A 19,886-nucleotide genomic window follows, 5' to 3' on the forward strand; every position below is an offset into this window, starting at 1 on the left:
GACGGGAGATCTCTTCAGCACGCGCCATCTGGCTCGCCTGCTGATTTTTCTTGGGGTTTCAATCGGTTCGGCGTTCTAGGATACGCCGATGACCGAGCGAAGGGCGGCGCTGATCTTCAACCCTGTTGCGGGCCATGCAGGCGATGCGGTCGAGTCGCTCCCCTCCCGGCTCGAGCGCGACTTCGCGCTGACCGTGTACGAGACGAGCGCGGAGCGCAGCGCCGCCGCGTGCGCCGAGGCGGCCCGCCGGGAGGGCGCCCCGCTGGTGATCGCGGCGGGCGGCGACGGGACCATCTCCGCCGTGGCGTCCGCGCTCCTCGGGACCGACACGTGCCTCGGCATCATCCCGCTCGGGACCGCGAACTCGATCGCGGCGACCCTGGGCATCCCGGACGCGCTCGAGGGGGCGATCGAGGTCCTCGTCCACGGCGAGCGGACGCGCATCGACGCCGCGCGCGCGAACGGGAGGACGATGATCCTGCTCTCCTCGGTCGGGCTCCACGCCGACACGGTCGGCGAGACCCCGCAGGACGCCAAGCAGCGCTGGGGCGTGCTCGCGTACATCACCACCGGGCTGAAGAAGCTGATGAGCCTCGAGCCCTTCCAGGTCGACATCGAGACGGACGACCATCGGATCCACTGCCGGGCGGTCGCGGTGACGGTCGCGAACATGGCGCCTCCGCGCACGGTGCTGGCGCAGGGGCCGCCGGTCCTCTCCCCCGAGGACGGGCGGCTCGATCTCACCATCGTGTCGGCCACCACGCTGATCGAGGCGGTCGCGACCGGCGTTCACCTCCTGAGGACCGCGCTCGACGGCGAGCCGGCCGAGCGCGACAACATCGGGTTCCTTGCGGCCCGGAGGGTCCGTATCTCCACGGATCCGCCGCAGCACGTGCTCATCGACGGCGAGGAGGTCGGGACCACGCCCCTCGTGGTCGAGTGCCTGCCGAGCGCCCTGACGGTCATGGCGGCCCGCCGCGAGGCGGTGCCCGCCCCGCCGCCCGCCCCCGAGGTCGAGGTGAAGCTGGATGGGCTGCCCGAGCTCGAGGTCGAGCCGAAGGCGTGACGCGGCCGCGCGCGCCCCGCGCGGTGACGACGACAGAAGCATCGTGACGGCGAGCTCGGAGGAAGGAGCGCCACCCGTCCTCCGTAGGGGAAGGTGGTTTCGCCGTTGGGGCGGAGCTCGACCCTGGTTCCTCGAGGGAGGGTGCAATCGATGCGATCGACGTTCTGGGCTGGTGTGGTGGGGGCGTGTCTGGCCTGTTGTCTACCGGGGCTCGGCTGCGGGGGAGATGATGAGGCAGCAGCGGCCGGGGATCCGGCGGGAGCGGGCGAGGCGGCGGGGGGCGGCGGAGCGGGCGAGGCGGCAGGGGGCGGCGGAGCGGGCGAGGCGGCAGGGGGCGGCGGAGCGGGCGAGGCGTCTTGCTCGGGGCTCGATCCCTCGGCCGTGGTCGACGACCTGACGGACGCCGAGGTCGAGCAGGCGTGCAGGGGATACCGCAAGTGCAGCATCGACGCGTTCAGCGTCGAGTACATCTGCCGCATGATGGGCGTGCTCGGCGCGAAGTACGGCGACGATCCAGGGGCCGACGACGCCGGGCTGCGGGCGAGGTGCGCCGAGCAGTACCAGAGCTGCATGGACGATCCGAGCCAGGCAGAGGCGCTGCTCGAGCAGGCCATCGCGGACCTCGAGTCGGCGCCCTGCCTCGAGCGGATGCCGTGCACCGCGACCGTCGCGGAGATCGACGCGTGCGCCGCCGCGATGGGCGAGCGCTCGCGCAACGTGCTCCCCGAGTGCAGCGCGCTCACCCTGGAGTTCTACGATCAAGAACACACCGACGAAGCGGTCACGGCGGCCTGCGGCAAGCTCGACCAGGGCTGCCTGCTGCTCTTCGCGGAACCGAAAGAGGAGTGACGGGCAGGGTGACGCCGCGGGGGCGATGATGGCGGCGCACGGGGAGGACCCGGCGCGGCGGGCCCGCGCCTTTCGCCGGCCCCACCGGCGTGGTAGGGCCTGCGGCGATGAGGCTGACCGCGCAAGCCATCGAGCTGCCGGCGCTGGCGAGCGCTCATTCCCATGCGTTCCAGCGCGGGATGCGCGGCGAGGCGCAGCGGCCGGGGCCGTCGGGGGCGGATGACTTCTGGTCGTGGCGCACTGCCATGTATGCGCTCGCCGGGTCGCTCACGCCGGAGTCGATTCACGCGATCTCGAAGGTGGCCTATCGCGAGCTCCGCGCCGCGGGGGTCCGCACGGTGGGCGAGTTCCATTATGTGCACCACCAGCCGGACGGCGCGCCCTACGCGGATCGCACGGTCCTCGCGGACGCGGTGATCGAGGCGGCGCGCGAGGCGGGCCTCCGGATCGCGCTCCTGCGGGTCGTCTACGCGCGCGCGGGCGCGGGCCGGGAGCCCGAGGGGGCGCAGCGGCGGTTCTCGGACGCCTCGCTCGACGCGGCGCTCGCGGACGTCGACGCGCTGAGGGCGCGGTACGCGGGCTGCGAGGACGTGCGCGTCGGGGTGGCGCCGCACAGCGTGCGCGCGGTGCCCCCGGCGTGGCTCGGCGAGATCGCGCGGTACGCCGGGGAGCGCGGGCTCATGCTCCACATGCACGTGGCCGAGCAGCCGGCCGAGATCGAGGCGTGTCTCGCCGAGACGGGCCGGCGCCCGGTGGAGCTCCTCGCCGAGCGCGGGGTGCTGAGCGACCGCTTCGTGGCGGTGCACGCGACGCACCTGGCGCCGCACGAGCCGGCGCTGCTCGGCGCGGCGAGGGCGTTCGCGTGCCTGTGCCCCACGACGGAGCGCGACCTCGGCGACGGGCTGCCCGACGTCGGCGCGCTGCGCGCGGCGGGCGTGCAGCTGTGCGTGGGCATCGACAGCCACGTGATCACCGACCCGTTCGAGGACCTGCGGGGCGTCGAGCTGGGCGAGCGGCTGCGGACGGGCAAGCGCGTGACGCTGCGGGGCGAAGGTGGAGGGCAGGGCGGCGCGACGCCGGCCGAGGCGCTCTGGGAGATCGGGTCGCAGCGTGGGGCGGAGGCGTGCGGGTTCGCGGACGCGGGCGGGACCATCGCGATCCGCCGGGACGCGCCGGCGCTCGCGCTGGTGCCGGAGGAGCGGCTGCTCGACGCGGTGGTGTACAGCGGGAGCCCGGCGATCGTGGAGGGGTGAGCCGCGCTCTTCACGAGCACGAACGGAGGGTCATTGCCTCGCGCCCGCCCGCCCGAGCCGGAGCCAGCTCGCAGGCGCACGTGGAGTCCAGTAGACTGCGCGCGCGATGAAGCTCACCCGGCTCACCCTCCGCGGGTTCACCGTGTTCTCCGACGCTGCGTTCGACTTTGCTCCCGGAGTCAACGTGCTCATCGGCGAGAACGGGACGGGCAAATCCCACGTCCTCAAGCTCGTCTACGCGCTGACCGAGGCTGCGCGCCGGTTCGCCGCGGGCGAGGGGCTCGATGGCGGGGCGGAGCCGAAGCTGGACGATCTGGTTCGAGGCATGCTCATGGGGGTCTTCCAGCCCGATTCCCTGGACAGCTTCGCCAAATACAGCCCGGGTCAGGCGGACGTCTCGCTCGAGTGGGAAGATGCCCGGGTAGAGGTCACGCTACCCACGCGTGCAGCGTTGACGTCCAAGGCCGATGGAGACCTGTCCAGGATCGGCAGGCCGCTGTTCATCCCGCCTCGGGAGGTCCTCTCGATTTTTCCCGGCTTCGTCGAAGCATGGGTTCGCCGCGAGTCGGCGTTCGATCGGACCTATTTCGATCTCTGCATGGCCCTCGGGCTGATGCCGCTCCGGTCTCGTGGACCGGCGGCGCTCCGCGACCCCATCGAGCAGGAGCTCGGTGGGAAGGTCTTCATGAGGGACGGGCGCTTCTACCTGAAGTACCCGGGGGATGACATGGAGGTGACGATGGTCGCCGAAGGCGACCGCAGGCTCGCCATGATCGCCAACCTGCTCATCAATGGATCGCTCTCAGAGAATGCTTATTTGCTCTGGGACGAGCCCGAGGCGAACCTCAATCCGAAGCGCGCTCGCCTCACCAGCGACACCGCCGCCGGGCTCGCTCACGCGGGCGCGCAGGTCTTCATTGCCACGCACGATTACGCGCTCACCTCCGAGCTGTCGTTGAAGGTCGACACGGACGCGCTGCGCCCACGAGAGGCAGCGTTCTTCGCGCTCCGCCGTGATGGGATCGATGTCTTCCTCGAGCGCGGCGAGCGGCTCGCTGAGCTACAGCACAACCCGATCCTCGACGCCATTGCGTCGCTGCACGAGCGGGAGCAACAGGCCCTCTTCGCGCCGGGCGAGACCCCGCGGTGAAGGCCATCGACGTGGAGGACCAGCTTACGCTGGAGGGCGTGACCTACGAGCTGGGATCGCCGGGAAAGGGCGGCGTGAGCTGGGATTGGTCTGGCGAAGAGATCCGGGGGGAGGACGGCACCCGGGTCGAGACGCTGCGTTTCCCTGAATAGGATCACGACACTTCAGGCGAACCCTGTAGTGACAGGGCGCCGACGGTGGCACGCCCGGAGCTCCACGAGGGCGCCCGCGGGCCTGCTCTGCTGGTGGCGACGTGGACAGCCGCGCGGCGCAGGAGCACGACGCCGAGACCTCGCTCGCGGAGCTCGCCAGCGAGGGTCACGAGCTCAGCGGCGTCCGCCGCGACCCCGCGTCCGGTCCGCAGGCCGTGGCGCCACGCACCCCCAAGCACACCTCTCCGGTTCCGCGACTGTCCGCGCATTGAGGACGGACAACCTGGCGCTCGGGGCGCGAGCCACGGCCGAGCAATGTCCTAGCGCTTTGGTGGGGACGCTTGCTTCTGGAAAACGTGCGGGCGAGCGTGCGTGAGCGAGAAAACTCGCGCTGTGGAGGGAATGAGCATGGACGAAAGGTCCAGACCGAGGCGACGGAGGACGATCCTTGCGGTCGCTGTGGCCGCCCTGGCGCTCGGCGCGGCAGGGGCCGGGTGCTTGTGGAAGTTCGGGGACGACACGTTCGGGAGCTTCTGCGCGGCGGCGGTGGGCGGCGAGGAGCACTGCGTGGGCGAGAATCAGGGTCCGGGCGCCGCCTGGGCCCAGGCCGAGAAGGACGGCGCTCTGCCCATTGAGGTGTGGGCCACATGGCCGAACGACAAGACGCCGGAGGAGATCGTCGCGAGCGATTACTCGCTCGGTGTCTGGTTCGGCCACATCGACGAGGCGATCGCGTACGTGCGCGACGATGCGAGGAACGCCGAGTCCCTGCGGGCGACGCTCGCGGGCAAGCTCGCGTGGCTGCTCGACGAGGCGAGGGACCGCCAGAGGGGGCTGCTCGCGGAGGCGCCGGTCGACGCGGCCGGCAACTTCAAGGCGGCGATGCTCGACAAGGCCAGCGCCGAGAGGGAGCCGCTCGCCGCTGCGCTCGCGGCCGACAGGCAGGCGATGGCGGCCGCGCAGGCGATCTTCGACCAGGCCCGGGACGAGGCCGCCCCGCTGCGATCGAGGTACGCGGGCGTCGCGGCGCGCTTCGCCGCGTACCGCGCGACCGAGGCGGCGGAGACGGCGGCGTACGCGGCGCTCTCGGCGCAGGCGTCGCGGTCGGACCTCGACGGCCTCGACGGCGTGGAGCAGGCCGTGCTCGCGGCGGCGCGCGAGGCGAGCCGCGCGCCAGGCGAGCTCACCGCGGAGATCCTGAGGTCGTCAGCGACGCTCCAGGTCTTCGCGGCCTCCTTCGACGAGGCGATGGCGCCGCACAGGGAGCTCCTTGCGACGCACGGGGTGGTGCTGCCGGATATGACCTCGGGCGCGCTGCGCTCGCTGAACGCGATGCTGGGTTATGTGACGGGGCGCGTCGCCCGGAGCGACGCGACCGCGGCGGCGCTGCTCGACGGCATCGCGCTGCGCCGGCAGGCGCTCCGCGTGCTGCAGATGGACGAGGGGGCGCGCGAGGCCGTCGCAGGGGCGCGGACGCGCAAGGCGTCGGACGCCTTCGAGCAGCGTGCGCGCGTGCAGGTCGCGGCGCTGTCGGCGGCGCCGCCGGTGAGCGAGAAGCTCGGGCTACCGCTCTTGGCCGAGCGGTGCGGGGAGCTCCTGGCGCTGGCGCAGCTGCGACCGCTCTGCGAGGCGGCGGGGTCGTCCTGGCGCGAGGCCGGGTGCGCGGAGCTTCGAGGAAGGTTCGACGCCGCGGAGGCCGAGCTCAGGACGGGGGTGCCGGAGAAGATCGCGGCGGGTCTCGCGGCGCTGCGGGAGAAGGGCATGGCCGCGGCGGAGCTCGACGCGGCTCAGGCGAGGCTCGACGCGGGGGACGTGAAGGGCGCCGCGATCGCGTATGACGCCGCCGTGCGCGGCGCGGAGGGAACATGAGAGGCTCCAAGGACGTTGCGCTGCGCCGCCGGAGCGCCGCGGTGTTCCAGAGGCTCGTCGCGCTGGTCACGGCGCTGGCGGTGCTGACGCCGTCGTTCGCGTGGGCCGGCACGCCGTACAGGCTTGACTGGGAGCGCACGGAGCTCAGCTCCTCGTGTGAAGCGGCGTTCCTCGTCGGACACAACTTCTTCAGCGTAAACGACACGCCGCTGACCACGTACGAGGTCCCCGGCGCGCTGCTGGATCTCCCCGACGGAAGGCAGACGAACAGGGCGGAGACGGAGTTCGATTCGGTGCTGCTCCAGATGGGAGCGAACGATTTCCACTTCAATGTCAAGAACTCCGCCGACGAGGACTGGTGTACCGAGTCGCACGAGGTGGTGCACCTCGTCTCGGAGCCGCTCGGGCTGAACAAGCCGCTCTTCGACGTCCAGCGTCGCGGGGAGAAGTTCTCCGGCAACACCGAGGTCGACCTGAGCCTCGCGGAGATCAACCCGGCGCTTGCGCGCGACATCGAGATCCTGCTGGCCGAGATCGCCAAGGAGCGCGCGGCGCTCGTGGCGAACGCACGGGCGGTGGGCCTGCTGGCGGAGAAGATGGACCTGCTCCAGCAGCTCGACACCGAGCTCAAGGACCTGGTCAGCCGGCCGCTGGACGAGATCTCGCGGACCGACCTCGAGGCGATCCTGGACCGGTATGAGGACGTGGTCGCGCCGGAGACGCGCGCGGCGATGGAGCAGCTTGTCGACGACCTGAAGCAGAGCGTCAGCGATCTCGAGGACGAGCTCGCGCGGCTGATGGACGAGTTCGGCGCGCAGGCCGACGAGGTGGCGGACCTGGCGACGGAAGACGCGCGCGCCGAGGGGTGGGACCCGGACGACCCGCAAGCGTACGCGCTCGGGGAGAGCGAGGTGCCGTGGGTCGAGGTGCCGGACGTCGCGGAGGTGGACGGCGCGTTCGAGGAGGGGAGGGATCCCTACGCGGCGTACGCGGACGCGGTGCTCGCGGCGCTGGAAGCGGACGTGAGCGGCCGGGTGGTGATCTTTCGCGCGGACTTCGTGGCGAACGTGCGGGCGTGGCGGGCCAACAGCGCGGCGCTCGAGATCGCACTGCGCGACCGGATGGGCGTGTCGCTGGCGGAGACCAACGCGTTCCTGAACGCGCAGAACCGGATCACCGGGTTCGTGCGGCAATTCATGGATGCGTCGGACTGGTTCATCGAGACGCCGATCCCGCCGGATCTGCGGGTGCAGGTGGACACGGTGCTGAAGCCGCGGTTCGATGCGCTCGCGGACCAGATGAAGGACAACCTCAACCTGTGGACGGGGGACGGGCTCGACCTGGAGCAGACGCAGCTCTATCAGACGATCAGTGCGTTCGCGGGGGCGATGTCGACGGTCGCCGAGGGGTTCGAGGCGTACGCGGAGGTGATGCAGACGCTGGTGCACGCGACGACGCGCCTCGGGGTGGGGTTCGTGCCCGTGGTCGGGCCGGCGCTCGACCTGTGCGAGGCGGTGACGGGCAAGGCCTGGTGCCTGCCGTCGGGGCAGGAGCTCAGCACCGAGGAGCGGATCTTCTCGGGGATGGGGTTCGGGCTCGGCGCGGTCGGGCCGATGTGGCGCGCGGTCAAGACCAGCAGCGGGCTGCGGCCGGCGGCGATCCGGGTGGCCGGGGAGATCGCCGAGATCGAGGAGGCGTTCGCCAAGATCGTGAAGACGAACCGCGTCAGGGGGTACAAGACGCTCACCGGGGCGATCACGACCAAGGCGGTGAATATCTTCGAGAAGAAGGCGGCCAAGTTCCTGGTGGACGACGGACGAGCGCTCATCGGGGTCGGCGATGATGGAGTGCGGAGGGTGCTCCGCATACCGAAGGAGTCACGCCCTCGTACTATCGAGGGGATGGCGCCCGACTTCGTCTCGCTACGCGGAGGGAACGATCTGATTCTCAGCGAGGCAAAAGGTGGGGACAGCGTAATCGTGGAGGACGTGATCGACCAGTTGACGAACGCGATGGACACGCTGAAGACGAAGTGGGGGCTCGATGGCGACGTTGCCCGCTTGGAGCTCATCATGAAGCAGGTGGCGACGTTTGATAACAAGAACATCGGCGTGCGGGACGGCTACCTGGTCAACCTGCTCACGGGCAAACCCGTCACCGTGAGCAAGAAGTCCATCATGGTGATCCGGCTATGAGCGAAGCAGGTCCCATGTTCTACGCATGGTGTGAGGAGTCAGACCGGGTCGACGCGCTCGCGGCAGCGTTGTCTGCGGTGATGATCCCAGGGGACCTCATCCGCGTGGCAATGGACAATGACATCCGGTACAAAACGCACTCAATCGACGAGGCGGTCGCGACGGTCCGCGCCCACTTCTCCGGATGGATCAACGCGGATGTAGCCTCCGGTGTCATGCTGCGCCACCCGGAGCGCGACGTCTGCTTCGGCATCGCATGCTTCGCGGAAGAATACGAACGTCGCCATGCATCCGGCCCCCTCGTCTTGCGGGTGTGCGACAAGTCGGACTTCCTCAGTCCTGACCTCGATCTCGTCTTGGGCGGGGGCCCGCGCTCGATCGAGACCGAGGCTGCGGTGGCGTGGCTCGTGATTGAGGACGACCTCGAGGACCTCCTGCTCCGCTTCTGCGCGCCAGACGCGAGCGGACGGATCCCGACCGGCGCGTGCACGAACGCTTGGGACTGGGGCGCGCCGGTCGACATGTGCGCCACGTACAACGCGAACGCCGCGGAGCTCGCGCGCGATCTCGCCCTGTCATGGGTGCAACTCCACGACAAGGGCAAGATCAAGCGCGCCGCAGGCATGTCGCTCGATGCGCTCCGCGCGCGGGTGGAAGCCGCGCCGGCCGGTGCGCGCGTCGCCATGAAAGGTGGCAGCGAGCACGCGCGTTCGCTCTCCCGCGAGACCGTCCTCAAGGCGCTGGCAGCACCGCCTTCCGCGTTGCTCGACGCGCTCGAAGCATCGGCGGTGCCCGACGACGCGTGGCGCGCCGCCGCGCCGCGCGCGAGAGAGATTTTGGACCTGACAGAGCAGATCGAGGAGATCAAAGGCCTCCCCACCTGGCGGGTGGACACGACCACGCGCAGGCACGTCCGCTTCCTCGAAGAGCACGCCCCATTCCGCGTGCGCCGCCTGCCGAGCGGCGGCGTGGTGCTCGCGACCCACCCGTACCGCTCGCTCTGGCCTCTCTGGTCCGACGCCCTCTTCGTGCTCGGCCTGATGTCCTGACGCAGGTCGTGCACGTTCCCCCTTCTCCGGACTTCGCACTCGGGGAGCCCTTGCCAGACGGCGTACCCCTCCCTGAGCGCGCGGAGCGCGCGATTTGGGAGGGGCGGACCGCGCGCAGGCGCGGAGCGCCGAGCACGGGCCGGGGGTGGGCATCCGCGCTCTCGGAACAGTCCTCCACCCTCGCAAATCGGTCTTCATCGACGAACAACACCGAGGGGTTGGATCCGGACGACCCGCAGGCGTACGCGCTCGGGGAGAGCGAGGTGCCGTGGGTCGAGGTGCCGGACGTCGCAGAGGTGGACGGCGCGTTCGAGGAGGGGAGGGATCCCTACGCGGCGTACGCGGACGCGGTGCTCGCGGCGCTGGAGGCGGACGTGAGCGGCCGGGTGGTGGTCCTCCGGGCGGACTTCGTGGCGAACGTGAGGGCGTGGAGGGCCAACAGCGTGGCGCTGGAGATCGCGCTGCGCGACCGGTGGGGCGTGTCGCTCGCGGAGACCAACGCGTTCCTGAAGGCGCAGAACCGGATCACCGGGTTCGTGCGGCAGTTCATGGATCCGTCGGACTGGTTCATCGAGACGCCGATCCCGCCGGATCTGCGGGCGCAGGTGGATACGGTTCTCAAGCCGCGGTTCGACGCGCTCGCGGACCAGATGAAGGACAACCTCAACCTCTGGACGGGAGAGGGGTTCGACCTGGAGCAGACGCAGCTCTACCAGACGATCAGCGCTTTCGCGGGGGCGATGTCGACCGTCGCCGAAGGCTTCGAGGCGTACGCGGAGGTGATGCAGACGCTCGTCCATGCGACGACGCGCCTCGGGGTGGGGTTCGTGCCCGTGGTCGGGCCGGCGCTCGACCTGTGCGAGGCCGTGACCGGGAAGGTGTTCTGTCTGCCGTCGGGGCGAGAGCTCAGCGACGAGGAGCGGATCTTCTCTGGGGTGGGGTTCGGGGTCGCGGCGATCGGGCCGATGTGGCGGGTCATCAAGACCAGCAGCGGGCTGCGGCCGTCCGCGATCCGGGTGGCCGGGGAGATCGCCGAGATCGAGGAATTTTTCGCCAAGATCGTGAAGACGAACCGCGTCCGGGGGTACAAGACGCTCACCGGAGCGATCACCAAGTTCGAGGTGAACATCTTCGAGAAGAAGGCGGCCAAGTTCCTGGTGGACGACGGTCGATCGCTCGTCGGGGTCGGCGATGACGGCGTGCGCGAGGTGGTCGGCATTCCAAAGCACTCAAGCCCTGGTGGCAGCGAGGGGTCGGCGCCCGACTTCGTGTCGATATCCAGCGGGCACCAACTGATCGTGAGCGAGGCGAAGGGCGGAAACATCCCGGTCAGCAAGGTGCGCAAACAACTCACGAACGCGATGAAGGCGCTGAAGGAGAAGGGGCTGGATGGGGACGTGGCCCGGTACGAGCTCATCATGGATCAGGGCGCGAAATTCGATGATGAAAACATTATCGTTCGGGACGGCTACCTGTTCAACTTAAGCACGCGCAAGAGCGTGACCCTGATAGACTCCGACAAAATCATCATGGTGATCCGACTATGAGCGAATCAGAGCCTTGGTTCTATGCATGGTGTGACGACGCAGAGCGGCTCGACGCGTTCGCCGCGGCGCTGTCGGCGCTCGTCAGCCCGGGGGCTCTCATCAGCCTGATGATGAGCTCCGAGGAGGGGTGCGAGACGCGCTCCGTGGACGAAGTGCTCACGATGATCCGCGTCTACTTCGGAGGAACGAACAACGCTCACCTCCTCTCCGGCATGAGGCTGAACGATTCCGAACGCGACATGATATTCGAGCTCAAGTGCTACACCGACGAATGCGAGCGTCGCCACCCTTGGGGCCCGCTCCGCTTGACTGCGGGCGAACGCACGTGGGATTTTTTCCCCTACGAGATCCTCGTGGGCAGCTACGCCCCGCGCTCCGTGGAGGCTGAGGCCGCGGTCGCCTACCATCTGGTTCAGGGTGACATCGAGGAGCTGCTGCTTCGCCTATGCGCACCCGATGCGAGCGGGCGCGTGCCGACCGGCGCCTGCACGATCAACCAGGAATGGCTCGCCCCGATCGAGATGTGCGCGACCTACAACGCGAACGCCGCGGAACTCGCGCGCGACCTCGCCCTCTCCTGGGTGAGCGTCCACGACAAGGAGAGCGTCTCGCGCATCGCGGGCATTTCGCTAGAGGCGCTGCACGCGCGGGTCGACGCCGCGCCGCGCGGCGCGCTCGTGCCCATGAAAGGCACGAGCGAGCTCACGCGCTCCCTCTCGCGCGAGACCGTGCTGAAGGCGCTCACAACGCCGCCGGCGACGCTGCTCGAAGCGCTCGAGGCAGCGGCGGTGCCTGACGACGCATGGCGTGCCGCGGAGCCCCAGACGCAGGAGCTCATGGATCTGCTCTGCCAGCTCGACGAGGCCGCCGAGGGCGGGGGCCCGCCCGCCTGGCGGGCCGACATCACGACGCGCGGCCACGTCCGCTTCCTCGAAGAGCACGCCCCCTTCCACGTCCGCCGCCTGCCGAGCGGCGGCGTGGTGCTGGCGACCCACCCGTACCGGACGCTCTGGCCGCTCTGGGCCGACGCGCTCTTCGTGCTCGGCCTGATGTCCTAACGCACACCCCCCGATGTCACCTCCGCGCGAGGCGCCGAGGGGGCGCTCAGAACTACCAAATCGAGCCCTTCATTTCCTCCGTTTTTCGGCCCCTCAGCGGCGCTTCCAAGAACACCTAACCCCGCGACATGGCCTGATGTTCTTCCCGTTCGCGTATCCCGGTAGTTCGCGTCGAACGCTCGCCGCTCACCCCACCGCGCCCGCCACGAGCTGCGCCGCCCTCAGCACCACCGCCGCGACCGCGCCCACGTCCCACGCGCGCGCCAGCCACCATTGCGCCTCGGCGCCGCTGCTCCACGGCGCGATCCACGCCGGCGGCTCCACCAGGTCGGCGACGGCGAGGACCCGCTCGCGCTGCTGCGCCTCGCGGTAGCCGCTGCCCCCGCCGCCGACGTGCTCCTCCGACCGCAGGTACGCGAACAGCCGCGCCCCCCGGCCCTCCGGGATCAGCGCGCCGCCAGCGCCGAGCGCCTCCGGCGTCGCCGGCAGCTCGGCCGCCGCGCCGCCCTGCTCCACCCGGAGCGCGCCGCCGCCCGCGCGCTCGACGCGGGCGCGCACCCAGCCGTCGGGGCGCTCGCCGCGGAGCAGCGCCCGGAGCGGCGTGAGGTCGGGGCTCGGGCCCAGGCGCGGCGCGCGCTGCCCGCGGAACAGGCGCGCCGCGAGGACCCAGAGCACGATCGGGAACACCGACAGGACCGGGTTCAGCTCGAGCGCGTTGGCCACGCCCGCAGCCCCGTCGAGCACCGGGAAGGCGAGCACGCCCGCGCCGGCGAAGGCGCCGACGGCGATCGTCGCGCCGAACCCGCCGACGACGCCGAAGGCGACGTTCCCGATCGCGACCACGCCGACGGCGACATTGCCGATCGCGATGAACCCGCGCGCGACGTTGCCGATCGCGATGACGCCCGTGACGACGTTGCCGAACACGAGGAACCCGTTCGCCACGTTGCCGGCGTCGACCCAGCGCGCGCGCGGCACGGTGGCCGCCGGATGGACCCGCTGCGCCCCCTTCATTCGGTCACCTCGAACGCGGTGCGGCCGACGAGCTGGCCGTCCTGGGTCTCGACGTCGACCGTCCAGTGCCCGGCCAGGTGGCGCGGCAGGCCCCCGCCCACGAGCTGCGACTTGAGCCGCACCGCGCCCGCCGGGCCCGGGACCCGCAGCGTCTCCTCCGGCGCGCGGAGCACCTCGCGCCCCTCGTGGCGCCAGACATGGAGGAGGCGGTCGCCGTCGCCCCCCGGCACCACGACGTCGGTCACCGCGCGGAGCTCGCGGATCACCGAATAGTGCAACGATTTCACGGACATGGCGAGCCGGCCGTCCGGGAGCACCGAGGGGCCCACGGCCGCGGAGGACAGGTGCATCGGCACCGGCGGGATGAGCTCCCGCGTCCCGTAGGCGAGCCCGACCCCGGCGGCCATCGCGACGACGAGGAACACGATGCCCACGCGGCTCCAGAGGGCCCCGAAGGGCAGGTGCAGCGTGCAGAAGCCGAGGACGGACACGAGGGCGGCGGAGAGCAGCGTGTAGAGCGTCCGGGTGTTGGGGAGCAGCGCCGGGATGACGAGGTTGAGGCACGCGAACATCGTCACCCCGTAGAACACCGAGGCGAGCGTCTTCCAGCGCATGAGCACGCGGTCGAAGACGAGATCGAGCGTCGAGAGCACGGCGCAGGCGCCGAGGAGCAGCACGAACCACCGGTTCGGCGCGTCCAGGCTGGCGCTCTTCCAGTAGAACGGGAGGAGGAAGAAGAGCATGCCCTGATAGAGGTTCTTCAGGACATAGGTCATCACCAGGAAGCGCAGCCGGGCGCCGCGCCACGCCGTCGCGAAGTCCTGGCGGGTGCCGGTGCCGAAGAGCCGGAAGAACAGGAGCACGAGCAGCCAGGCGACGCTGACCGAGATGGCGAGGAAGCGGGCGTGCTGGAACCCCTTTTGCGCGAAGCTCACCACGAAGGCGCCGAGGCTCAGCGCGTAGGCGGTGTGCAGCCACCAGAGCTTCTTGTGGTGGCGCTTCAGGAACTCGCGGGCGGCCGACTTGAGATCCTGGGGCCGGCCTTCCTCCGCCTCGTCCGCGCCGGTGTTCAGGTCGACGAAGGACGCCTTGGGCTCGGCCTTGACGGTCGGGGCGTCGTCTTCCTCCGCGGACCGCGCCGGCCGGGCGGGCATCTTGAGCGTGCGGTCCTCGGGCTCGGCGGAGCGCGCCGACCGGGCGGGCATCTTGAGCGTGCGGTCCTCGCTGTCCGCGCCCGAAGCGGCGGCCCTGGCCGGCATGCGCAGCGTGACCTCGTCGATGGCGCCGCGATCGCGGCTGCCGGGCGCCGCGGCGCCGCCGCGCGGCCCTCCGGGCGGGCCGGGCGGGGCGTCGCCTGGCGCGGGGCCGGGCTCGTCGCTCGGCATGTACACGATGGTCGGCGCCTCCCCGAAGCTGTCGGGGACGCGTGGCTTCTGGACCAGGGTCGTGGCGTTGGAGGACGGCGGCGACGGCTTCGAGGGCACGTTCGCGTTGGCCTCGGAGGCCGAGGCTTCAGGGGAGCGCGGCGCGTGCTGTTTCATGTCCGGGGCGCAGCGTACCCGACGGGCGGCCCGCCTTCGAGCGCCGGCCGAGGGGCGCTCGAAGGCGGGCGGCGCGCCGCGTCATCGCGCGTGGCGGGCCACGGGGCTCGCGGGGAGGTGCAGGACGGATACGGCAGGCACGAACAAGCCGCTCATGGCCGCACGGTGGATCAGAAGTAGTGAGCCCGTATGTCGTCGAGCAGGCCCGGTCGCTCCGGCTTCCAGCCGAGCAGCTCGCGCGTCGCCTTGCTCGAGGCCCGGTTATCGAGCCCGACGACCATCGACATCCATCCGAAGTGAGCGCCTGCCTCCGCGGCCGGCACGCTCTTGGTCGGCGCACCGGTGCCTCTGCTGATCGTCTCCGCGATCGCGCGCATCGTGATGCCTTCCTCCGCGGTGCCGTGCAGCACGGTCCCCGGCGGTGCGCTCTCGACGGCGAGCCGGTAGAGCCGCGCCGCGTCGTCGCGATGCACCGCGGGCCAGTGATGGTTGCCATCGTCGACGTAACCAGCGGTTTTCTTCTCGCGCGCGACATCGATCAGCATCGCGATGAAGCCCTTGTCCCCGGCGCCATGCACCGTCGGAGCCAGCCGGATGACACTGCCACGCACTCCGCGCTTCGCGGCGTCGACCACGAGACGCTCGGCCTGCAACCGGACCGCGAGCGGCGAGTCCGCCGGCGACTCGTCCGTCTCGACCGCGACCTTGCCGGGCTTCGAGACCACCAGCGTGCCGTTCGTGCCGACGAAGGCCTTGTTCGTGCCCGCCATCGCATCGAGCATCGCGCTGACCGCGTCGCGATCGATCCGGTAAATCGTCGGGAAGTCCGAGAAGTCCATGTGGAACGCCAGGTGGATCGTCGCGTCGGTGGCGCGGACGCCCTCGACGAGGCATCTCGGGTCCCGGATGTCGCCGCGATAGACCTCCACGCCCTGCGCCTTCAGCTTGTCGGCGCCCGCGTCGCTGTGCGCCATGCCGAGGACGCTGTGGCCGGCCTCGCGCAGCTCCTTCAGCACCGCCGTGCCGATCCAGCCAGTCGCGCCTGTGACGAACACTCGCATTGACTTGGTCATGCGCGGACCGTAGCCTCGGGTCGCTCGTCCGAAAAGACGGGCAGCTATACTGGTATGGCGACTACCACCCTCCCCGCGTTCCTGCGCGACCGTCGCGAGCGCGCCCATCCCGCGACCACCGCGCGCCGGCGCACTCCCGGGTTGCGCCGCGAGGAGGTCGCCGCCCGGGCCGGCGTGAGCGTCACCTGGTACACGTGGCTCGAGCAAGGTCGCGGCGGCCTGCCGTCGGACGACGTGCTCGAGCGCCTCGCCCGCGCCCTCGAGCTCGACGACGCGAATCGCGAGATGCTGTTCCTGATCGCGCACGGCCGTCCGCCGCCGCGCAGGCCCGCGCCGCCCGCGGCGGTCACGCCGACACTCCAGCTCGTGCTCGACAGCCTCTCCGTCCCCGCGTTCGTGAAGACGCCGACGTTCCAGATCGTGGCGTGGAATCGCGCGGCGGTCGCGGTGCTCGGCGATTACGCGGCGGTACCGGAGCGCGACCGCAACGTGCTGCGCCGGGTCTTCCAGCCGGGTTCAGAGAACAAGGTGCACCACGTCGACGACGTCCGCCGTACCTGTCTCGCGTCGTTTCGCGTCGACATCGCGCGTGCCGGTCAATCTGACGAGGCGACGGCGCTGATCGACGAATTGATGGAGACGAGCCCCGACTTTCGCCGCCTGTGGGACGAAGGAGAGATCCGGTCGCACGGCGGGTTCCAGAAGCGGCTCGTCCGTCCCGGTGTCGGCGAGATCGTGCTCGAGTCGTCGGTGCTCCACGTCGAAGGCAGCGACGGCCTCTCGATGTTCGTGCTCTCACCCGTGAACGAGGCGAGCGCGCGCGCCGTCGCGCAGCTGGTTCAACGGTCAGGAAGCTGATCGGGAAGCCGCGCGAGCAGGTCGCTCGAGCGCTCGAGAGTCGCCTTCGCTGACGAGGCGGCGAGCGCGTCGACCTCGCCGGTCACCACGTCGTCGATCGCGCACGCGGGCTTCTTCCTCGGCTTCCTCGGCGCACGGCGGCGTCGCGCGCCGCGCCGCCGCGCGGGGCCGAGAAGGAGAGCGAGCCCCGCGGCGGCGGGGCCTGCCGGCGCGATACCGCGCGTCGCGTTACTGGACCTGGATCGTGAACTCGTCCGCGAGGCGGCCGTTCACGTCCTTGAAGTACGCTGTCGCGCGCTTCGGGTCCCCGCTGACGTTGAACCGGATGAACAGGGCGCCGTACGCGGCGGTGCCCGACATCAAGGTTCCGTTCTTCACCCACTTGTTGCTCGCGTAGTACGACGACCACCACGTGTCGTCGTCGTGGCTGGCCGCCTCGTAGTCGCGGAGGCCCACGCCGCCGAGGCCCGACACGAAAACGAAGTTCCGGTTCGGGGCGAGCTCCACCAGGTTGAAGGCGCCCGTCGCGCCGTGGCCGGTCCCGGCGTTGCCCACGTCGGTGAGGGTCAGCGTGCGCGAGTAGGAGTGCTCGTGCCCCGTCGCGACGATCGCGCCGGCGCTCATGCACTCCTGGTAAGCGCTCCAGCCTACCTCGTTCGACTTCCCGCCTACCTGCATGTCGTTCTGGTTCTTGTGCCAGGCGCACACCGACCAGATCGAGTTGTCGTTGGCGAGCGAGTCGTGGATGAAGTTCACCTGATCGGACGCGTTGGCGGCGCAGGTCGAGCGGAGCTCGCCCGTCCCGATGCAGGACTCGACGATGTACAGCCCGTGGAAGTTGCACGTCGCCTTGACGCCGAGCTCCCCGGTGCAGTTCATGTCCGGCACGCGCGCGTGGCGCGCCTGGATGTAGCTGGCGTACCCGCTGGCGCCGCCCCACGCCGCGGCGTCGTGGTTGCCGATGACGGCGAAATAGGGGTAGTTCGCGCCGAGGATGCTGTTGATCCGGCTCTCCCAGGCGGCCGGATTGCTGGCGTAATCGAAGTCGCCGTTGTGGATGGTCGCGACGGCGCCCTCGTCCTTGATCAGGTTGAGGACCGCGTCCGCGTCGCTGTTGTTCCCCTGGTCGCCGATGAAGGCGACGAGGAGCCCGGGGTCGGTCGAGGGGCCGGCGCCGCTCGACGTCCCGTAGGTGATCGTGAGCTTGGGCCGCTGCGCCACGGTGGCGTGCTCCGAGGAGGCGAAGTCGATGCCGTCCGTGTTCGACGAGCTCGCGACGATGATCCCCTCGTTGGACGTCCCGTTGACCCACGCCTGGACGAGCGCCACGCCGGCCGCGTTCAGCGTGATCGTCTTCGAGCCGGCGCTGCCGGTGACGCTGCCGACGAGGCTGCCGCGATCGGTCGCGCCCAGCGCGCCCGCGGTGGCCCACGTCGTCGAGCCGGTCGCGCTGTTCCAGGTGACCGCGGACTCGCTCCACGCGCGCTTCACCTCGTACAGGCTGTACGTGTTCGAGGAGCCGTCGGTGGCCTGGAGGGTGATCGACGCCGACTGGACGGTGCTCCCCGCGGGGATGCCGGAGAGGGTCCATTTCAGCAGGCAGGACTTGTCCACGCCCGAGCCGTCGTCGCCGTCGGCCTCGCAGGTCGTCGCCGCGCCGAAGTTCGTCGTCGCGGCGCCCTGCTTGATCGTCGCGTCGGTGGAGCCGGCGTACGACGAGCTCGGGAGCGACCCCTGCTGGAAGGAGACCGTTGTCAGCGCCTGCTGCGCCTCGGAGACCTCCTCGAAATCGTCCTCTGCTCCGCAGGCGTTGACGACCGCGATCACCGGGAGGGCGGCGCAGAGGGCGCCCCTCGACAGCCGGGACCAGCCCGTCATGAGCCGCTTCTGTACGGTTGATTCAGCTCGCGCGCGCGAATTCTGCATGAATGCGTGCCTTCTTTCTTCTGGAATCAGACGTTGAGGTGAGCGTTGAGGTGAGCGTTGAGGTGAGCGTTGCGCGAGCAAGCTATGGGAAGAGCTGTTGAGCGAACCCCACGTTTCGGTGATGATTCTGTTTCTTTCCCATGGTCGCGGCGCCGCGCCGGAGGTGACCTGTCCGCGCCGCCGACGTCGGTGGGGGCCGCGCGGGTCAGCGGCGCGCGCGGTGCCTCAGTAGAGATCTCCCGTACACTCGACGGCGAAGCTCCCCGAGGCGTCTCGCGCGCAGGCCGGCGCGCTGGAACACCCGCCCTTGCCAGGGGCGCTGGCCGCCAGGGTCACGCAGTCGCAGGACGGCTCCGCCACGCAGGACGGCGGTATCTCTTTGCACGATCGCTGCGTCGGCATCCTGAAGAGCTCGACGTGAGGATCCTCGACGATCCGGCAATACTCGACGTCCGACCTGCAGAAGTAGCTGCCGCAGGCGGATGTCCCGGGCGGGGCGGCGCCGGCGCACTCCTCGCCGCTGCCGATGCTCACGCCGGCGCGCGCGGCCTCGCAGGCGTTCGGGTAGACGCGCCCGTCGCAGGCGCAGACCTGCGTGGGCGTGGCCGTGTCGCACGACGCGGGGCGCTGCTGGCACACGCCATAGTTCCCGGGGACGACGCCTCCCTCGCCACAGTCGCCCGGCGGGTAGACGCAGTACTGGTCCGCGGCGCACGTCTCCGAGCCGCACGACCCCGCCTCCGCGGAACCCTCCGCGCCGTTGCTCGGCCCGCACGCCGCGAGCAGCGCGGCGAGGGCCGCGGCGCCCGCGATCGCCGCCGCGCCGTGCCTGCTCCGGTGCCTCTCGGGGTGCCGCGCTGACCGTCGCCTCTCTTTCCTCGCCGGCAGGCTCATGCCGCCTCCTCCTTATCTCACATACGCGATCATCGGCCGAGCCCGGACAGCGCAGGACCGCGCGCGGGAGCGGCGCCGCGTCTATCGAGTCTTCTCTGTTCCCTTGACGGGTACAGCGGACCGGATCGAGAACAATACCAAGACGCCAGGGGCGCCAGGAGAATGAGCAAAGAGAAAGGGAAAGAGAAGCTAGAGTATCGATCTGCTTGAGACGCCCGGGAATGAAGAGATTTGAACCACAGAGGCACAGAGGACACAGAGGAACAACAAAAAAACTCTCTGACTCTGTGCCCTCTGTGCCTCTGTGGTTCGTTTTCTCGGGGTTCCAACCTGCCGGTGTTCTGGATGGCGGCTCTCCTGGAGTCCCTGGTGCCCGGCTCGTGTCGTTCTCG

General features: G+C 70.3%; 16 protein-coding genes. 11 read left to right on the plus strand and 5 right to left on the minus strand.

Going from position 1 to position 19,886, the window contains the following annotated elements; genetic code table 11:
- Nucleotides 1–88: 88 nt before the first annotated feature.
- The 10 genes from WME85_RS07695 to WME85_RS07740 all read left to right on the plus strand — a co-directional run bounded on the left by WME85_RS07695 (nt 89) and on the right by WME85_RS07740 (nt 12,188).
- Nucleotides 89–1,066, plus strand: coding sequence for a YegS/Rv2252/BmrU family lipid kinase (locus tag WME85_RS07695; protein WP_437836597.1), 978 nt, complete (start codon nt 89–91; stop codon nt 1,064–1,066).
- Nucleotides 1,067–1,216: 150 nt separating this feature from the next.
- Nucleotides 1,217–1,915 (plus strand): hypothetical protein, encoded by a 699-nt coding sequence (locus tag WME85_RS07700; protein WP_437836599.1) that lies wholly within the window; start codon nt 1,217–1,219, stop codon nt 1,913–1,915.
- Nucleotides 1,916–2,022: 107 nt separating this feature from the next.
- Nucleotides 2,023–3,168 (plus strand): formimidoylglutamate deiminase, encoded by a 1,146-nt coding sequence (locus WME85_RS07705; RefSeq protein ID WP_437836602.1) that lies wholly within the window; start codon nt 2,023–2,025, stop codon nt 3,166–3,168.
- Nucleotides 3,169–3,274: 106 nt separating this feature from the next.
- On the plus strand, nt 3,275–4,318 hold the full coding sequence (locus WME85_RS07710; RefSeq protein ID WP_437836605.1) for an AAA family ATPase: 1,044 nt from the start codon (nt 3,275–3,277) through the stop codon (nt 4,316–4,318).
- Entirely contained in the window at nt 4,315–4,470 is a 156-nt protein-coding gene (locus WME85_RS07715) for a hypothetical protein (RefSeq protein WP_437836607.1), read from the plus strand. Before WME85_RS07710 ends, WME85_RS07715 begins: the two co-directional genes overlap by 4 nt.
- A 459-nt stretch (nt 4,471–4,929) precedes the next feature.
- A complete protein-coding gene (locus WME85_RS07720; RefSeq protein ID WP_437836608.1) occupies nt 4,930–6,339 on the plus strand; it encodes a hypothetical protein in 1,410 nt (469 codons plus the stop codon).
- Nucleotides 6,336–8,534 carry a hypothetical protein gene (locus tag WME85_RS07725; protein WP_437836610.1) on the plus strand — a complete coding sequence of 733 codons (2,199 nt, stop codon included), beginning with the start codon at nt 6,336–6,338 and terminating at the stop codon, nt 8,532–8,534. The genes WME85_RS07720 and WME85_RS07725 overlap by 4 nt, the downstream gene beginning before the upstream one ends.
- A 14-nt stretch (nt 8,535–8,548) precedes the next feature.
- Complete coding sequence (locus WME85_RS07730; protein ID WP_437836612.1) at nt 8,549–9,583, plus strand: hypothetical protein; 1,035 nt, start codon at nt 8,549–8,551, stop codon at nt 9,581–9,583.
- A 218-nt stretch (nt 9,584–9,801) separates the two neighbouring features.
- Nucleotides 9,802–11,130: a hypothetical protein gene (locus WME85_RS07735; protein WP_437836614.1), complete on the plus strand. Its 1,329-nt coding sequence runs from the start codon at nt 9,802–9,804 to the stop codon at nt 11,128–11,130.
- Nucleotides 11,127–12,188, plus strand: a complete 1,062-nt coding sequence (locus WME85_RS07740; protein ID WP_437836616.1) for a hypothetical protein — start codon at nt 11,127–11,129, stop codon at nt 12,186–12,188. Before WME85_RS07735 ends, WME85_RS07740 begins: the two co-directional genes overlap by 4 nt.
- Before the next feature lie 186 nt (nt 12,189–12,374).
- Here WME85_RS07740 and WME85_RS07745 read toward each other — a convergent pair whose 3' ends face one another.
- From WME85_RS07745 to WME85_RS07755, 3 genes are all read right to left on the minus strand, one after another.
- Nucleotides 12,375–13,202, minus strand: coding sequence for a hypothetical protein (locus WME85_RS07745; protein WP_437836618.1), 828 nt, complete (start codon nt 13,200–13,202; stop codon nt 12,375–12,377).
- Entirely contained in the window at nt 13,199–14,743 is a 1,545-nt protein-coding gene (locus tag WME85_RS07750) for a DUF5924 family protein (RefSeq protein WP_437836620.1), read from the minus strand. Before WME85_RS07750 ends, WME85_RS07745 begins: the two co-directional genes overlap by 4 nt.
- Before the next feature lie 170 nt (nt 14,744–14,913).
- Entirely contained in the window at nt 14,914–15,924 is a 1,011-nt protein-coding gene (locus WME85_RS07755) for an SDR family oxidoreductase (protein WP_437836622.1), read from the minus strand.
- On the opposite strand from WME85_RS07755, the gene WME85_RS07760 reads away from it, so the two are divergent.
- Entirely contained in the window at nt 15,871–16,674 is an 804-nt protein-coding gene (locus tag WME85_RS07760; protein ID WP_437836624.1) for a helix-turn-helix transcriptional regulator, read from the plus strand. The two genes, WME85_RS07755 and WME85_RS07760, sit on opposite strands and share 54 nt — an antisense overlap.
- A 228-nt stretch (nt 16,675–16,902) precedes the next feature.
- On the opposite strand, the gene WME85_RS07765 is transcribed toward WME85_RS07760, so the two are convergent.
- Together WME85_RS07765 and WME85_RS07770 are read right to left on the minus strand one after the other, a co-directional pair.
- Nucleotides 16,903–18,552, minus strand: a complete 1,650-nt coding sequence (locus WME85_RS07765; protein WP_437836626.1) for a DNRLRE domain-containing protein — start codon at nt 18,550–18,552, stop codon at nt 16,903–16,905.
- A 273-nt stretch (nt 18,553–18,825) separates the two neighbouring features.
- Nucleotides 18,826–19,494 carry a hypothetical protein gene (locus tag WME85_RS07770; RefSeq protein ID WP_437836628.1) on the minus strand — a complete coding sequence of 223 codons (669 nt, stop codon included), beginning with the start codon at nt 19,492–19,494 and terminating at the stop codon, nt 18,826–18,828.
- Between the last annotated feature and the right edge of the window lie 392 nt (nt 19,495–19,886).

Origin of the sequence: Sorangium sp. So ce1153 (assembly GCF_051521595.1) — a bacterium.
Lineage (GTDB): Bacteria > Myxococcota_A > Polyangia > Polyangiales > Polyangiaceae > Sorangium.

Coding starts and splice junctions, on each gene's coding strand:
- WME85_RS07695 (WP_437836597.1), top strand. CDS start 89: ATGACCGAGCGAAGGGCGGCGCTGATCTTCAACCCTGTTGCGGGCCAT.
- WME85_RS07700 (WP_437836599.1), top strand. CDS start 1,217: ATGCGATCGACGTTCTGGGCTGGTGTGGTGGGGGCGTGTCTGGCCTGT.
- WME85_RS07705 (WP_437836602.1), top strand. CDS start 2,023: ATGAGGCTGACCGCGCAAGCCATCGAGCTGCCGGCGCTGGCGAGCGCT.
- WME85_RS07710 (WP_437836605.1), top strand. CDS start 3,275: ATGAAGCTCACCCGGCTCACCCTCCGCGGGTTCACCGTGTTCTCCGAC.
- WME85_RS07725 (WP_437836610.1), top strand. CDS start 6,336: ATGAGAGGCTCCAAGGACGTTGCGCTGCGCCGCCGGAGCGCCGCGGTG.
- WME85_RS07730 (WP_437836612.1), top strand. CDS start 8,549: ATGTTCTACGCATGGTGTGAGGAGTCAGACCGGGTCGACGCGCTCGCG.
- WME85_RS07740 (WP_437836616.1), top strand. CDS start 11,127: ATGAGCGAATCAGAGCCTTGGTTCTATGCATGGTGTGACGACGCAGAG.
- WME85_RS07745 (WP_437836618.1), bottom strand. CDS start 13,202: ATGAAGGGGGCGCAGCGGGTCCATCCGGCGGCCACCGTGCCGCGCGCG.
- WME85_RS07750 (WP_437836620.1), bottom strand. CDS start 14,743: ATGAAACAGCACGCGCCGCGCTCCCCTGAAGCCTCGGCCTCCGAGGCC.
- WME85_RS07760 (WP_437836624.1), top strand. CDS start 15,871: ATGGCGACTACCACCCTCCCCGCGTTCCTGCGCGACCGTCGCGAGCGC.
- WME85_RS07755 (WP_437836622.1), bottom strand. CDS start 15,924: ATGGGCGCGCTCGCGACGGTCGCGCAGGAACGCGGGGAGGGTGGTAGT.
- WME85_RS07765 (WP_437836626.1), bottom strand. CDS start 18,552: ATGACGGGCTGGTCCCGGCTGTCGAGGGGCGCCCTCTGCGCCGCCCTC.
- WME85_RS07770 (WP_437836628.1), bottom strand. CDS start 19,494: ATGAGCCTGCCGGCGAGGAAAGAGAGGCGACGGTCAGCGCGGCACCCC.